The 15651-nt window shown below is 43.1% G+C and carries 14 protein-coding genes; 7 read left to right on the forward strand and 7 right to left on the reverse strand.

The genetic code is table 11. The annotated features are described in order from the left end of the window. Nucleotides 1-49 precede the first annotated feature (49 nt). Nucleotides 50-382 (reverse strand): DUF4156 domain-containing protein, encoded by a 333-nt coding sequence (locus tag OCW38_RS03940; RefSeq protein WP_261895176.1) that lies wholly within the window; start codon nucleotides 380-382, stop codon nucleotides 50-52. A 12-nt stretch (nucleotides 383-394) separates the two neighbouring features. Next, the gene (locus OCW38_RS03945; protein ID WP_010436613.1) at nucleotides 395-739 is read right to left on the reverse strand and encodes a DUF2956 domain-containing protein; all 345 of its coding nucleotides are present in this window, start codon (nucleotides 737-739) and stop codon (nucleotides 395-397) included. 109 nt (nucleotides 740-848) lie between these two features. Between OCW38_RS03945 and OCW38_RS03950 the strand changes: the two genes are divergently transcribed. The 5 genes from OCW38_RS03950 (at nucleotide 849) to OCW38_RS03970 (ending at nucleotide 6997) form a co-directional block, all read left to right on the forward strand. Beyond that, nucleotides 849-1310 (forward strand): DUF2919 domain-containing protein, encoded by a 462-nt coding sequence (locus OCW38_RS03950; RefSeq protein ID WP_010436616.1) that lies wholly within the window; start codon nucleotides 849-851, stop codon nucleotides 1308-1310. Between the two features lie 65 nt (nucleotides 1311-1375). Then, nucleotides 1376-2299 carry a Dyp-type peroxidase gene (locus tag OCW38_RS03955; protein WP_016790915.1) on the forward strand — a complete coding sequence of 308 codons (924 nt, stop codon included), beginning with the start codon at nucleotides 1376-1378 and terminating at the stop codon, nucleotides 2297-2299. Nucleotides 2300-2420: 121 nt separating this feature from the next. After that, on the forward strand, nucleotides 2421-3554 hold the full coding sequence (locus tag OCW38_RS03960; RefSeq protein WP_010436622.1) for a flagellin: 1134 nt from the start codon (nucleotides 2421-2423) through the stop codon (nucleotides 3552-3554). 296 nt (nucleotides 3555-3850) lie between these two features. Further along, entirely contained in the window at nucleotides 3851-4984 is a 1134-nt protein-coding gene (locus OCW38_RS03965) for a flagellin (protein WP_010436625.1), read from the forward strand. 636 nt (nucleotides 4985-5620) lie between these two features. Further along, a complete protein-coding gene (locus OCW38_RS03970; RefSeq protein ID WP_261894103.1) occupies nucleotides 5621-6997 on the forward strand; it encodes an IS4 family transposase in 1377 nt (458 codons plus the stop codon). Between the two features lie 66 nt (nucleotides 6998-7063). Here OCW38_RS03970 and crr read toward each other — a convergent pair whose 3' ends face one another. The 5 genes from crr to cysZ form a co-directional block, all read right to left on the reverse strand. Beyond that, nucleotides 7064-7573, reverse strand: a complete 510-nt coding sequence (gene crr, locus OCW38_RS03975) for a PTS glucose transporter subunit IIA (protein WP_004737851.1) — start codon at nucleotides 7571-7573, stop codon at nucleotides 7064-7066. Between the two features lie 106 nt (nucleotides 7574-7679). Continuing rightward, nucleotides 7680-9404, reverse strand: a complete 1725-nt coding sequence (gene ptsI, locus OCW38_RS03980) for a phosphoenolpyruvate-protein phosphotransferase PtsI (protein ID WP_010436632.1) — start codon at nucleotides 9402-9404, stop codon at nucleotides 7680-7682. A gap of 136 nt (nucleotides 9405-9540) precedes the next feature. After that, nucleotides 9541-9798 (reverse strand): HPr family phosphocarrier protein, encoded by a 258-nt coding sequence (locus OCW38_RS03985; RefSeq protein ID WP_004734263.1) that lies wholly within the window; start codon nucleotides 9796-9798, stop codon nucleotides 9541-9543. Between the two features lie 302 nt (nucleotides 9799-10100). Beyond that, nucleotides 10101-11069, reverse strand: a complete 969-nt coding sequence (cysK, locus tag OCW38_RS03990) for a cysteine synthase A (protein WP_261895181.1) — start codon at nucleotides 11067-11069, stop codon at nucleotides 10101-10103. A 226-nt stretch (nucleotides 11070-11295) separates the two neighbouring features. After that, entirely contained in the window at nucleotides 11296-12054 is a 759-nt protein-coding gene (gene cysZ / locus OCW38_RS03995; protein ID WP_016767454.1) for a sulfate transporter CysZ, read from the reverse strand. Between the two features lie 229 nt (nucleotides 12055-12283). Between cysZ and zipA the strand changes: the two genes are divergently transcribed. Continuing rightward, nucleotides 12284-13324, forward strand: coding sequence for a cell division protein ZipA (zipA, locus tag OCW38_RS04000; protein WP_016767455.1), 1041 nt, complete (start codon nucleotides 12284-12286; stop codon nucleotides 13322-13324). A gap of 92 nt (nucleotides 13325-13416) precedes the next feature. Beyond that, on the forward strand, nucleotides 13417-15429 hold the full coding sequence (gene ligA, locus OCW38_RS04005; protein WP_016767456.1) for an NAD-dependent DNA ligase LigA: 2013 nt from the start codon (nucleotides 13417-13419) through the stop codon (nucleotides 15427-15429). The last annotated feature ends 222 nt before the right edge of the window (nucleotides 15430-15651 follow it).

The raw sequence follows: 15651 nt of genomic DNA on the forward strand, positions 1-15651 counted from the left end.
GCAAAATCAGAGCATACAGATATGCTGGTTTACTTATCTGTCTATTTTCTTACTCACACAGATAGGCTGTGCCAAGCATCGTGACAGAAGTGCTAAAGTCTTGGGGAAGTGTAAATATCACTGTATCTGCGCCTAGCTCAATCGTATTCGATTTGAGTTCATTCATGGCGCCCTGAATCAAGGTGTCGTTCAGGAAAAAGAGGTAACTATACCAGTGGCCTTCGCTACCCGTGACCTCCCCTTTATACTCGCACTGCTCAATATTGATAAGGCCGTGGAAATCCATTTGTACTTTGTCCGCTTCATTGTGAGGAGATGAAGTCGGTGTCGTGCATCCCAAAAGGGTTCCACTCATAGCCAAAGCAACCCATTCCTTTTTCATACGTTTATCCTGTTATTTCATCAAATAAATCGCGAAGCCTATCCAGCTTATGATTAATAGTAGCCACGGCAATTTACTGGCGTGGTTTGATGTTGTTTCAACACTGGTATCTACACTGTTCTCTTCATCTAGATTAGCTTGTTGAGTCTGCTTTTCTTTCTGTATGCGTTTCTTGGCTTTATCTGCTTGGCGACTGCGCTCTTTTTGTTGTTTTTTATAGAGTGCGATGCCTTTTTCGATACCTTGAGCGATCAGTTTGGTTTGTTCTTTGGTTTGAGCTGGCTTTTGAGTTGCTTTGGCTATCTTCATAGCTTCTTGTTGAGATTCAACAGACGGCGTATTAGTTTTCTTTTTCATACTGAGTTCGATAATTAAAGCGGATTAGCTAATAAGATAACGCAAACCTAGTTAAGTATGAATGATTTGCGTTAAAGTGTTGGTTTGAAACTAAGTGAAAGTGAGATTTGTGCGGTACTCCATAGAACAATACGATAAGAACGGTTTTTTGAAAGCCCCAATCTTATTATGGTTGGGTTGGTTATTTCTGGCGAAAGCTTTGGTTGTTTTCATCGTTGCTGGCGCTAGCAGAGAGTCGGGAACTGATATCCTCGAAATTATTTATCCAGATCACCACATGTTCTACATTGGGATCGCATTGAGCATTCCTAGTTTACTTATTATGTGGTTGTTTGGGTTGAGATCACCAGATAGAAAACGCTTGAACAAAGTGGTGTCATGGGGGCGTTGGGTAACCATGATCGCTATTTTGGCACAGGGAGCACATACCCTTTATTTAATCTATTTGGACAACGGATGGTTTCGTTGGTCGAATGGGGTAACTTTATTGTTACTCCTGTGGTTAGCACTTTATCTAACCAATAGTCATACCGCTAAAGATTGCTTTAAAGCGGTCGAGCACGAAGACTGATTCTCATCAAAACATTTGTCCCGTTCACAATTATACTTAGAAGCTAAAAATGAAAGGATTAATCTATGCTTAACATCTCAAATGAGCAGTCTCAAATTCAAAGTGCTATCTTGCCAGAAGCTGGGCCTTTCGCTCTTTACGTTCAATTAAAAGTGAATGCTAACGCTGCTAATGTATTAGCGGAACTTCAAAAGCTTCCGAATCTAATCGCCGAGCTTAATCAAACTCAACCAGATGCGTACTTAACTGCATCGGTTGCGTTCTCAAAGGCTTTTTGGGATAAGTTCGAGCAAGCTGCGCCTTCTGACTTAATTGATTTTCCTGAGCTTGGTGAGGGTGATATCACTGCACCGAGCACATTGTCTGATGTTCTGATTCACTGTCATTCAAATCGACATGATCTGCACTTCTTTATCCTACGCAAATTACTATCTGAAGTCGCTGCGGACGTTGAAGTCGTTGATGAAACCTACGGTTACCGCTTCCTCGATTCTCGTGATATGACTGATTTTGTTGATGGTACTGAAAACCCGAAAGACGCACAGCGCGCTGAAGTAGCGATTGTTCCTGAAGGTGAATTTGCTGGTGGTAGTTATGTGATGGTGCAGCGTTTTGTACACAACCTGCCAGCTTGGAATAGATTGAATGTGTCGGCACAAGAGAAAGTGATTGGTCGAACTAAGCCTGATTCAATTGAACTTGATGATGTTCCTGCTGCGTCTCACGTAGGCCGTGTTGATATCAAAGAAGAAGGTAAAGGCCTTAAGATTGTTCGCCATAGCCTACCTTACGGAACCGCTACGGGCGATCATGGTTTACTGTTCATTGCTTACTGTAATGTTCGTCATAACTTTGATGCGATGTTAGAGAGTATGTACGGCGCGACAGATGGTAAAACAGACCAACTGCTTCGTTTCACTAAAGCAGTGACAGGCGCTTACTACTTTGCGCCTTCGACTGATATGTTGAGTGCATTAACGATTAAGTAAATAACCTCGTATGCAGTAAAGAAAAGGAGCCTCAGGGCTCCTTTTTTATTAAAGCTTTATATGAACTGGTCGATATAAGAGCAATCGTGATTTTTATTCATCTTTTTGTAAGTGAAGGTCTATGGCTATAACTGTTAATACGAATGTCTCAGCGCTGGTGGCCCAGAGAAACCTCTCTAATGCCAACAACATGCTGAACCAATCTTTGGAGCGCTTGGCTTCAGGGAGCCGTATTAATAGTGCAAAAGACGATGCGGCGGGCTTGCAAATTTCGAATCGATTAGAAACACAGATGAGTGGCATTGATGTTGCTGTTCGAAATGCTAACGACGGTATTTCCATTATGCAGACCGCAGAAGGGGCGATGAATGAAACCACCAATATCATGCAGCGCATGCGGGATTTGTCACTACAAGCGAGTAACGGCTCGAATAGCCAATCGGAACGAACCGCGATCCAAGAGGAAGTGACCGCCTTAAATGATGAGTTAAATCGAATTGCAGAAACCACCTCATTTGGTGGTAAAAAACTTCTTAACGGTAGCTTTGGTAGCTCTTCATTTCAAATCGGTGGCAGTTCAGGTGAGGCTGTGCAGATCGGTTTAAAAAGCATGCGTACTGACGACATCAACATGGGTGGTTTTAGCTATGTTGCCAACGGCATGGCAAGTGACTTATGGGAAGTGAAGCCCGATCAGAATGATATGACAATGTCATTTACTGACCGTTTTGGTCAGCCACAAGAGATCACCATCAACGCGAAAGAAGGCGACGATATCGAAGAGTTGGCGACTTATATTAATGGTCAAACGGATCTCGTCTCTGCTTCCGTCAATGATGAAGGGCAGCTTCAGATCTATATGTCTGGTGAAGACACGGCAGGCACGATCTCTTTCTCAGGTTCGTTAGCCAGTGAGCTTTCGATGTCGGCGGGTTATTACGAGTCAGTCGATGACATCAATGTGACTGATGTAGGTGGTGCTCAGCGTGCAGTCTCTATTTTAGATACAGCGATGAAGTATGTAGATAGCCATCGTTCCGAACTCGGCGCAATGCAAAATCGCTTTGATCATGCTATCAATAACCTTGAAAATGTTCATGAGAACTTGGCGACATCAAATAGTCGTATTAAAGATACCGACTACGCCAAAGAAAGCACTCAGATGCTTAAGCAACAAATACTACAACAAGTCAGCACCACTATTTTGGCTCAAGCTAAGCAAGCTCCCAATCTAGCTTTAACGCTGCTAGGCTAATAAATTAAGTTTAATTTTATAACGGTGTTTTTATTAACCAAAGCCCTTTGGTTAATAAAAACACAACTTTTTGCCCGACTGACTCCTCGACAACTTTAGCGTTTTTTTTATCTTTTTTTGATAATTTCACGACTAGTCACGCTTTCTTCTCCTTTATCGCTATTTCTTTAATTTTGTTGTTTTTTTTCTAAAGGTTTCAGCACTCACGCCGTTATTAATAGTAACTTAGAGATAACTACTTGGTTTTCCGAGACGTCGGAAACCGCTATACCGGAAAATCAATTGGAGAAATCACCATGGCAGTGAATGTAAATACAAACGTTTCAGCGATGACAGCGCAACGTTACCTAAACAATGCTAATAGCGCACAACAAACATCGATGGAGCGCCTAGCTTCAGGCTCTAAAATCAACAGCGCAAAAGATGACGCTGCGGGCCTACAAATCTCTAACCGTTTGAACGTTCAGAGCCGCGGCCTTGATGTTGCTGTTCGTAACGCGAACGACGGTATCTCTATTGCACAAACTGCTGAAGGTGCAATGAATGAGACAACGAACATCCTGCAACGTATGCGTGATTTGTCTCTACAATCTTCAAATGGCTCAAACTCAAAATCTGAGCGTGTAGCGATTCAAGAAGAAGTAACAGCACTAAACGACGAACTAAACCGTATCGCAGAAACCACGTCTTTTGGTGGTAACAAACTGCTTAACGGTACTCACGGTACTAAATCATTCCAAATCGGTGCGGATAACGGTGAAGCGGTAATGCTTCAACTGAAAGACATGCGTTCTGATAACGCTCAGATGGGTGGTAAGAGCTACCAAACTGAGAACGCGAAAGACAAAGACTGGAACGTTCAAGCGGGTTCTAACGACCTGAAACTATCGTTCACCGACAACTTCGGCCAAGCGCAAGAAATCGACATCAACGCAAAAGCGGGTGACGATATCGAAGAGCTAGCAACGTACATCAACGGTCAACAAGATTCTGTGAAAGCGTCTGTAACTGAAGACGGTAAGCTACAAATGTTTACTGGTAACAACAAAGTTGAAGGCGAAGTGGCGTTCTCAGGTAGCCTAGCGGGTGAGCTTGGTATGCAACCTGGCAAAGACGTAACGGTTGATACTATCGACGTAACGTCAGTGGGTGGTGCACAAGAGTCTGTAGCAGTAATTGATGCGGCACTTAAGTACGTAGATAGCCACCGTGCTGAACTGGGTGCTTTCCAAAACCGTTTCGACCACGCTATCAGCAACTTAGACAACATTAACGAGAACGTTAACGCATCTAAGAGCCGTATTAAAGATACCGATTTTGCGAAAGAAACGACTCAGATGACTAAGTCTCAGATCCTTTCTCAAGCTTCAAGCTCGATTCTTGCTCAAGCGAAGCAAGCACCGAACTCGGCACTTAGCCTACTCGGTTAATCGATTGAAAGGCCACGTTGACCCATGACCCAATGCGTTAACGTTTGGTTTCCACAAATTAGCTCGTGGTGAGAGATGAGCGCTAAACAGACCCAGCTTCGGCTGGGTTTTTTATTGCCTGTGATTTAGCTAAGAGTGTAGTTTGAGAAAGTGCCGTAATGCTGAAAGGAGCAAAAGCGAGATTCCCTATAACGCTCGTCCCTCGCTGTAGGGAATGACGACTATAGAGAGGTAGTTATCCATTGTTTACCTGAATCGAAGTCGTTGGTCGTCATCTCAGAATCGATCTGAGCGAGATATCAGAGGTCTGTGTCTACCTGAAGTTATACCGCGTTATCTAACATGCAAGGTCAGCGCCTAGGGTGCGTTTAACTGGGTTTAATAACAAAGTAGTGCGGTTAGTTGGCAATTAAGGATTGGTATTGCTGTGGCTTATTGAGGGGCTGTCTACAAGGAGGTGAAGAGCGGCAGTCAGAACCGTTGTTTAAGGAACTCGATCAATATAACAGGCACAAAAAACGCCACCCTTGGGTCTGTCTCTTATACACAAATCCCTAAGCTATGCTTAGGGATTTTTTTTGAACTATTTTTAGGTTCTATGATCTGATCATCTAAGCAATGACAAGGATGATTATCATGACCTATATAGAGCCAACCCTTTGGGCACAAAAACAGTTCGGTCAAGCCCACCTTAATGACCCAAGACGTACTCAAAGACTCGTTGCTCTCGCAGCTTCACTGGCCGAGCAACCTGGCGTACCTGTCTCGAAACTCATTATCTCACCGGCTGAAATGGAAGGGGCTTATCGCTTCATCCGTAATGAGAAAATCAAAGCAGAAGATATCGCAGAGGCAGGGTTTTATGTCACTGCGCAAGAAGCGTTAAAGCAACAAACACTTCTTGCCTTAGAAGACACGACTTCTCTGAGTTACGCCCATCGCAGTATTCGAGATGAACTCGGACACTCCAATCAAGGCAATCGACATCGAGCGATGTTCGTACACTCTACCTTACTTTTTGCGCCCGACACTCAATCTGTGATTGGTTTAATTGAACAACAGCGCTGGACTCGTGATATAGAAAAGCGAGGTCAAAGACACCAGCATGCGACTCGACCATACAAAGAGAAAGAAAGTTATAAGTGGGAACAAGCCTCTCGCTATGTCGCTGAGCGACTTGGCGATAAAATGTCGGATGTCATTTCGGTGTGCGATAGAGAAGCCGACCTCTTTGAATACCTCACTTACAAGCGAGAGCAACAACAAAGATTCCTCGTTCGTTCCATGCAAAGCCGCTGTATTGAAGAGCATGATAATCGTCTTTATAGCTATGCATCTACTCTGTCATCAGCCGGGGAGAAAGTGCTCGAAATACCGCAAAAAGGCGGTCGCAAAGCTCGCAAGGCTCATTTAGATATTAAATATGCCCCCGTGACACTCAAGTCTCCTGCAAACAAGAAAGAGTTCGATAACATTCCGCTTTACTACGTGGGATGTATAGAACAAGGAGAGAATAACGATAAGCTAGCCTGGCACTTACTGACTTCGGAGCCGATAACGAGCAAAGAAGAGGCCCTCAAAATGGTCAGTTATTATGAGCGGCGCTGGCTAATAGAAGATTTTCATAAAGTCTGGAAAAGTGAAGGGACTGAAGTTGAGCAACTGAGAATGCAGAGTAAAGATAACTTAGAAAGGCTCAGCGTCATTTTAGCTTTTATCGCGACTCGCTTACTCCAGTTGAGGTTCATGAATGAGTCCGATGAGTTATCTAAGACCAGTTGTGAGCAGGTATTAAAAGGCAAAGCATGGAAGTTAATGTGGCTAAAGTTGGAGAAAAAGCAGCTGCCGAAGGAAGCGCCCAATATATCATGGGCTTACAATGGTATTGCTCGGTTAGGTGGCTGGAAGAATACCAAGCGAACGGGTCGCGCTTCCATAAAGACGTTATGGCAAGGATGGTTCAGGTTACAAACCATCCTTGAAGGGTATGAACTCGCTAAGTCTCTTGATTAACCAGACTTGTGATCAAGAGACAGACCCTTGGGTAGCGTTTTTATTAAAGCAGATAAGTAATCAGAATTACTTAGTTACTTTAAGAACTGGAGTTTCACCAACAGTTACAGAACCAGAAAGCTTGTTCAGCTCTTTGATTTCGTCCATGTTAGAGATAACAACTGGAGTAAGCGTAGATTTCGCTTTCTCTTCTAGAAGCGCTAGGTCGAAAGTGATGATAGTGTCACCAGCTTTAACTGATTGACCTTCTTCAGCTACACGAGTGAAGCCTTCGCCTTTAAGTTCAACAGTATCGATACCGAAGTGAACGAAAAGCTCAACACCGTCGTCAGACTCGATAGAGAATGCGTGGTTAGTTTCGAAGATCTTACCGATAGTACCGTTAACTGGAGCTACCATTTTATCGCCAGCTGGTTTGATAGCGATGCCGTCACCAACGATTTTTTCAGCGAAAACTACATCTGGCACATCTTCGATGTTTACGATTTCACCAGAAAGAGGTGCGATGATTTCGATTGCACCAGCATCAGCGCTGTCATCAGATACAAGCTTTTTCAGTTTGTCAAACAGACCCATTGTGTCATGCTCCTAACGTTTAGTTTTATTCTGTAGAATATACTATACCAATCTAACAAATTAGACGACTATTTTTAGCCGTCTAATCTTATTAAGCTCTTGGCGATTACTGAGTTTTCTCAGCAATGAACTTTTCTACACAAGCTTCAATTTCTGCTGCTGTAGGTAGAGATAGTGCTTCATCTGCCATCGCTTTAACTTCAGCGAAGTTAGAGTTACGGATTACTTTCTTAACTTTAGGAATAGAGATACCGCTCATAGAGAACTCGTCTAGACCCATACCAAGAAGAAGTAATGTTGCACGTTCGTCACCAGCAAGCTCACCACACATACCAGTCCACTTACCTTCAGCGTGTGATGCGTCGATCACTTGCTTGATTACTGTAAGAACAGCAGGAGATAATGGGTTGTATAGATGAGAAATCATTTCGTTACCACGGTCTACCGCAAGAGTGTATTGCGTTAGGTCGTTAGTACCGATAGAGAAGAAAGACACTTCTTTCGCTAAGTGGTGTGCGATTGCAGCAGCTGCTGGAGTCTCAACCATTACGCCGATTTCGATTTCTTCATCAAAAGCTAGGCCTTCAGCGCGAAGTTCAACTTTGTACTCTTCGATTGCTTTTTTCAGTTCACGGATCTCTTCAACAGAAATGATCATTGGGAACATGATACGTAGTTTACCGTGTGCAGATGCACGTAGGATGCCACGCAGTTGGTCACGTAGGATTTCACGACGATCCAAGCTAATACGTACTGCACGCCAGCCTAGGAAAGGGTTCATCTCTTGTGGAAGGTCCATGTATGGTAGGTCTTTATCGCCACCGATATCCATAGTACGGATAATCACTGACTCGCCTTCCATTGCTTCAGCTACTTCTTTGTAAGCAACGTATTGCTCTTCTTCAGTAGGAAGCGCGTCACGGTCCATAAATAGGAACTCAGTACGGTACAGACCAACGCCTTCACCGCCATTACGCAGGATACCGTCACAGTCTTTTACTGTACCGATGTTGCCACAAACTTCTACACGGTGACCGTCTAGAGTTTCAGCATGCAAATCTTTTAGTTTTGCTAGTTCAACCGCTTCAGCTTCGAAATCTTCTTTGATTTTCTTAGCTTCTGCTAGCTCAGCTTCAGAAGGGTTGATGATGATTTTGTTGTTCATCGCGTCTAGCACAAGCATGTCGCCGTTCTTAACTTGCTTAGTGATATCGTTAGTACCAACGATAGCTGGAAGCTCAAGTGAACGTGCCATGATTGAAGTATGAGATGTACGACCGCCGATGTCACAAGCAAAACCAAGAACGTAATCTAGGTTGATTTGTGCAGTTTCAGATGGTGTTAGGTCGTAAGCAACTAGGATAACTTCTTCATTGATATCTGCTAGAGAAACAATGTTGATGCCTAGTGCATTTTTAACGAAACGAGTACCGATATCACGGATATCAGTCGCACGTTCTTTTAGGTACTCATCATCAAGTGACTCAAGTGCAACAGCTTGCTCTTCGATCACTGTGTAGATCGCGTTGTCTGCGTGCATTTTGTCTTTCTTGATGAGTGCTAAAATCTCTTCTTCTAGCTCTTCATCTTCAAGCAGCATGATATGGCCTTCAAAGATTGCTTCTTTTTCTTCGCCAAAAGTTTCAAGTGCTTTTTGCTTTACAACTTCAAGTTGTTGAGAAGATTTGTTACGAGCGTCAAAAAAACGCTGAACTTCTGCTTCAACTTGATCGTCTGAGATAGATTGAGTGTTTAGGACAATTTCATCTTCTTGAAGTAGTAGTGCTTTACCGAAAGCAATACCAGGAGATGCTAGGATGCCTGAAATCATAGCCTTACCTTAGTTGTTCAACTGTAAACGGGAGAATGTGTGACTTTAAGTCGTCGACTAATGTCGCGTTTATTGCTATCTATTTTGAACAAAGCCACTTTGCTATGCAAAATGGCTTTGAAAGAAGAAGACCGTATTAGTGTAGTTGATCCATAAGAGCAACTAGGTGGTCTACTGCTTGCTGAGCTTGAGGGCCTTCAGCAGAAATAGTAACGTTAGTACCTTTTACTAGGCCTAAAGTTTGTAGTTTGAACAGGCTTTTAGCGCTAGCGCTTTTGCCGTTAGAAGTCACTGTGATGTCAGCGTCGAAAGATTTTGCTTCTTTAACGAACTGTGCAGCTGGACGAGTGTGAAGGCCGTTTTCTGCTGTGATTTCTACTTGCTTCTCGTACATTTTATATACCCCAATTAATTTATTTTTTGTAAGTTTGTAACCAGATTAGCTTAACTGCTTTAGCCCAAATGCGCTAGAGGCTAGTACGCCATGTTCGTGTTAGAACTTAGACTGGTTATAAATTTTTATCCAGCCATGGTCATCTTTTATTGAGTACTCATGACTTTCAGAATTTGTTTATTGCTTCTTTTATTTTGAAGCGAAAAATAAAACAGACCCGATATTACCAAAGGTGGGGCAGGGATCAACAAAAAAGCCCCTAAACGGGGCTTTTTTGGACGAAAAATTGATTTGACCACATATTATTGTTGGTTCTCTTTTTCCGTAAAGATGCCAGCAAATAAGGCTGTACTTAGGTAACGTTCGCCTGAGCTTGGTAACACGGTAACAATGGTTTTTCCTTCAAATTCAGGTAGTTCCGCGATTCTGTTTGCCGCTACTACTGCTGCGCCAGATGAGATGCCCGCTAGAATACCTTCCTCTTTCATTAGGCGTTGAGCCATCTCAATCGCTTCTTCAGAAGTTACTGGCTCTACTCGGTCAATCAGGTCTAAATCTAGGTTACCAGGGATAAAACCGGCACCAATACCTTGGATTTTGTGTGGAGCGGGTTTGATTTCTTCGCCAGCAAGCGCTTGTGCAATCACTGGAGACTCTGCTGGTTCAACCGCGACTGAAGTGATTGCTTTACCTTTCTCGCCTTTGATATAGCGACTTGTACCTGTAAGCGTACCACCCGTACCCACGCCAGCGACAAAGACATCGATCTCACCGTCTGTTGCTTCCCAAATTTCAGGGCCTGTTGTCTTCTCGTGAATTTGTGGGTTAGCTGGGTTGTTGGATTGCTGAAGCAGCAGATACTTTTCTGGGTCTGAAGCGACAATTTCTTCTGCTTTAGCGATTGCGCCATTCATGCCTTTTGGCGCTTCAGTCAGTACTAAGTTTGCGCCTAACGCCTTAAGTAACTTACGACGTTCAAGGCTCATTGATTCAGGCATCGTTAGCGTTAGCTTGTAACCGCGAGCAGCTGCTACGAATGCAAGAGCAACACCTGTGTTACCACTTGTAGGTTCAACAAGTTCAATACCTGGTTTTAGAGTACCTGCTTTTTCTGCTTCCCAGATCATGTTTGAACCGATACGACACTTCACGCTGAAGCTTGGGTTACGAGCTTCAATTTTAGCTAGGACATTGCCTTTGCTTACTTTATTAAGGCGAACTAGAGGCGTGTTACCAATCGTTAGTGTGTTGTCTTCGTAGATCTTGCTCATGCGATATTCCTTCATTTAATGACAGAACTAAACGTAGTATATCAATCACTTTACCGTCTAGTGTCTTTCGATGTTTGTTTAGCTTGAATTTAGATTAAACAACTTGAAAAAAAGGTAAAAGGATTAAAAAGTTATATCATATAGATATGTCGCAGAATTCACGCCTATCTTTATGGAAATAAGAACTTCAAAAAAGATAGGCGCAGTTATTAAAAATTGAGGGAGTTTATAGGCGAGAACGTAGCGCTTGGTCTTTAAACTCAGCAACCCACATCGCAGTAGCGCCGCATACGGCAACCGGCATAACGATGAGGTTTAGAATTGGAATCGTTGTGAACACAGAAACAAGCGCTCCGAAGCTGTAGGTCTTGCCTTGTTTTTGTTTCAAATTGTTTCTCATGTCATCAAATTTGATTTTATGGTTATCAAATGGGTAATCAGCGTATTGAATCGCTAACATCCATGCTGTAAAGATAAACCATAAAAACGGTGCAACGGTTTGTCCTAGCGCTGGAATTAACAAAAGTAGGAATAAACCGATCGCTTTTGGCAGAACGTAGACAAGTTTGCGCCATTCTCTCGCTAATATACGTGGAGTGTCTTTGAGAACATCGAGTAAACCATCATCATTGACTTTTTTGCCACTGAGCAACTCTTCTACCTTTTCTGCAAGCAAACCATTGAAGGGCGCGGCAATGAAGTTAGCAAGTGTGCTAAAGAAATACGAAAATGTTGCCAATACGGTTAATACTAAGAGTGGCCATAAAATATATGACAACCAAGACAAAAAGCTTGGCAGTGCTCCAATCCAGCCTTCTATCCAAGTGTTCAGATTGGAGAAAATATAAAATAGAGCACCACCAACGAGTAACACGTTAGCGATGAGAGGAAGTAGTACAAACTTACGAATACTCGGCGACAAAGCGATCTTTATTCCGAAAATAAAGTAGCCAAAGCCAGAGCGGGGAACAGATTCAATAGTCATATTTAAATTAGGTCACATGTGAATTTGGTTAAATAGCAAACATCCCTAGTGTACTCGACCGAAATTAAGAAAAAAAGCGTGGCGAAAATCACACCATGTAAGGAACTAATTGTATTAAGTTGTTCTAAAACAGTGGCTACTTTTGATAGAGTAGTGAAATTGGCCAAATTAACCCAACTTAGTGACAGCGTCTTTATAGCTAGTTGACTAAGAAAGCTGAGAGCGAAAAATGCAGGAATTGCGATTTGTACTCATTATTGTTGGCGCATTAGCTATCGCCGCATTATTGTTTCACGGTCTGTGGACGAGTAAAAAAGAAGGAAAAGCAAAGTTTGGTGATAAGCCGCTTGGTAAGCTTGATAACGATAGCTTAGATGACGCAGAAACTATCCCAAACCGTTCATTCGCCCCAGAAGATGATTTTGAGATAATCCGAAAAGAGCGTAAAGAGCCGGATTTTGCGGTTTCGCCATCTGCGACGGATCCTCTGATTGACTCAGATCCGTTAACCGCGCCACAAACAAAAGAAGTGCACGAAGATGGTATAGAATTGAGTGATTTTCCTTCTTTCAGTGTTGAAGACCCAATCAAGGTAGAAGAACCTAAAGAGCTTGAAGAAGTGGTTGAACATGAAGTTCCAAGCTTTGATTTGACTGATGAGCAGAGAGAAAATCACGCTGGCTTCCGAGAACAATATGGTTCTTTTGATGACAAGTCAGACGAGGTGATTGATGGACCTTTAACTCAAAGCGAGCGCTTGACGCCGAATGAGCCGTTCATTACAACAGAAGCCGTTGTGACACAAAGTGCTGCGCCTGTTGAAGAAGTTAAGCAAGATGAAGAGTTAGGTCTGGAAGTGATTGTTCTTAATGTTCATTGCGCTGGAGAGATTCCATTTGTTGGTACTGAACTTTTCCGTAGTATGGAGAGTAACGGCTTAGCCTATGGTGAGATGTCTATCTATCACTGTTTTGCGCAATCTAGTGCCAAGCCCAAAGTTATTTTCAGTGTTGCGAACATGATGCAACCAGGAACTCTAGAACACGACGATCCTGCTGACTTTACCACAAAAGGTATTTCGTTCTTTATGACGCTGCCTTGTTATGGCCAAGCTGATCAAAATTTCAACGTTATGCTCAGTGCAGCTCAGAAAATTGCCGACGACATGGGCGGTAACGTATTAGATGAGTCACGTAACTTAATGACACCAAACCGCTTGTCTGACTACCGTAAACAAATCAGAGACTTTATGACGGCTTCCAATGCCTAGCCTCATTGTTTAGCCTTGTAAATAATCTATATTTATAGAAAAGGGCTCCTAAGGGAGCCCTTTTTGATATTTCAATCACGACAGAGAATGATATGAAAGAATCGATTCAAGTTACCTTAGAGCAGTTAAGAGAAACTCTGCACTATCATGCCGTTCGTTATTACGTAGAAGATAGCCCTGAGATCCCTGATGTCGAATACGATCGCTTAATGCAGCAGTTGCTCAAGATTGAGGAAGAGAACCCGGAGCTAGTGACGGTAGATTCTCCGAGCCAGCGTGTTGGTGGCCAGCCTTTAGAGGGCTTCACGCAAGTGACTCATGAGATACCAATGCTTTCTTTGGACAATGCTTTCTCTGATGAAGATTTGGATGCGTTTAATAAGCGTATGTCTGATAGAGCGCCAACGGCAAACCTCAAGACTTTCTGTTGTGAGCCTAAACTTGATGGTTTAGCGGTGAGCTTACTCTATGTAAATGGCTCTTTAGTTCAAGCTGCAACTCGTGGTGATGGCGCAACAGGTGAAAACATTACCGAAAACGTGCGTACGATCAGTTCTATTCCGCTTAAGTTGCAAGGTGAAGGTTGGCCTGAGCGCATTGAAGTTCGCGGTGAAGTGTTTATGCCAAAAGCAGGCTTCAACAAACTGAATGAACTGGCGTTGAAAAAAGGCGAGAAAGTCTTTGTTAACCCTCGTAATGCCGCCGCAGGTAGTCTACGTCAGCTTGATTCTCGTATTACGGCAAAGCGACCATTAGCTTTTTACGCGTACAGTGTCGGTGTTGTGCAAGGTGCTGAGCTCTCTACTAGTCACTACCAACGTTTTATACAGCTTAAAGGCTGGGGTTTACCAATGTGCCCAGAGACCAAGCAGCTAACTTCACTCGATGATGTGAAAGCGTATTACCAAGATATTATGTCTCGTCGTGATGCTCTGGCCTATGAGATTGATGGGGTGGTGATTAAGGTCGATGACATTGCCGCACAAGAAACTTTAGGCTTTGTTGCGCGAGCACCTCGTTGGGCTATTGCTTACAAGTTCCCAGCTCAAGAAGAGATTACTTTACTTAACGATGTTGAGTTTCAGGTTGGTCGTACTGGCGCGATTACGCCAGTGGCTAAACTAGAACCTATCTTTGTTGGTGGTGTGACGGTAAGTAATGCCACGCTTCACAATGCTGATGAGATTGCTCGTTTAGGCGTGAAGGTGGGCGACAGCGTTATCATTCGCCGTGCTGGTGACGTTATTCCACAAATAGTGGCTGTTGTACAAGACCGTCGTCCTGATACTGCTACAGACATTGTTTTCCCTGATACTTGTCCTGTATGTAACTCTACTGTTGAGCGCGTAGAAGGTGAGGCGGTAGCGCGTTGTACTGGCGGTTTGGTGTGTCAGGCACAGCGTAAGGAAGCGCTTAAGCACTTTGTCTCTAGAAAAGCACTTGATGTTGATGGTCTTGGTGTAAAAGTAATTGAGCAGCTTGTGGATCGTGAAATGGTAGAAACTCCAGCTGACTTATTTAAGCTCAGTGCAGGTGTGATTACGGTACTTGATAGAATGGGGCCTAAGTCAGCTCAGAACGTGGTGAGTGCTCTTAACAAAGCTAAAGACACAACACTGGCACGTTTCCTTTACTCACTAGGTATTCGTGAAGTGGGTGAAGCGACAGCAATGAACTTAGCGCAACACTTCAAGACTCTCGATTTAGTTCAAACAGCAACACATGAACAATTGGTTGAAGTGTCAGATATTGGCGACATTGTTGCTAGTCATATCACAAGCTTCTTCTCACAAGAGAAAAATAGGGCCGTAATCGAGCAGTTGCTAGAGCTCGGTGTTAGCTGGCCTGCAATTGAAGCTGTTGCGGATGACCAAGATCTACCATTAGAAGGTAAAGTCGTTGTGTTAACAGGTTCATTGTCCCAATTAGGTCGAAGTGAAGCTAAAGCTGCGTTACAAGCATTAGGTGCGAAAGTGACGGGTAGCGTATCGAAGAAAACTGACATGTTATTTGCTGGCGAAGCGGCAGGTTCTAAATTAACCAAAGCACAAGATTTAGGTATCGAAATAAGAACAGAAGATGATCTAATAGCCCTCATTTCGTAAGTAAATACAGATAAAAAAAGCTCAAAGGCACTCCTTTCTCTGGAGTGCTTTTTTTGTGTCCGCTATAAAAATTAAGGCTTTTTAATTGCTGAGAATTTTGTATCTATACGAACTATAAAATCAGGACAGTGATGACGCTCAATATTAATGAAATGCTATTCTAGTTGTAGAATATTTGCGAGTCATATCAATTTTATGAAATCTCATTTTGTTTTAAGTTAT

This window comes from Vibrio cyclitrophicus (assembly GCF_024347435.1).
Classification (GTDB): domain Bacteria; phylum Pseudomonadota; class Gammaproteobacteria; order Enterobacterales; family Vibrionaceae; genus Vibrio; species Vibrio cyclitrophicus.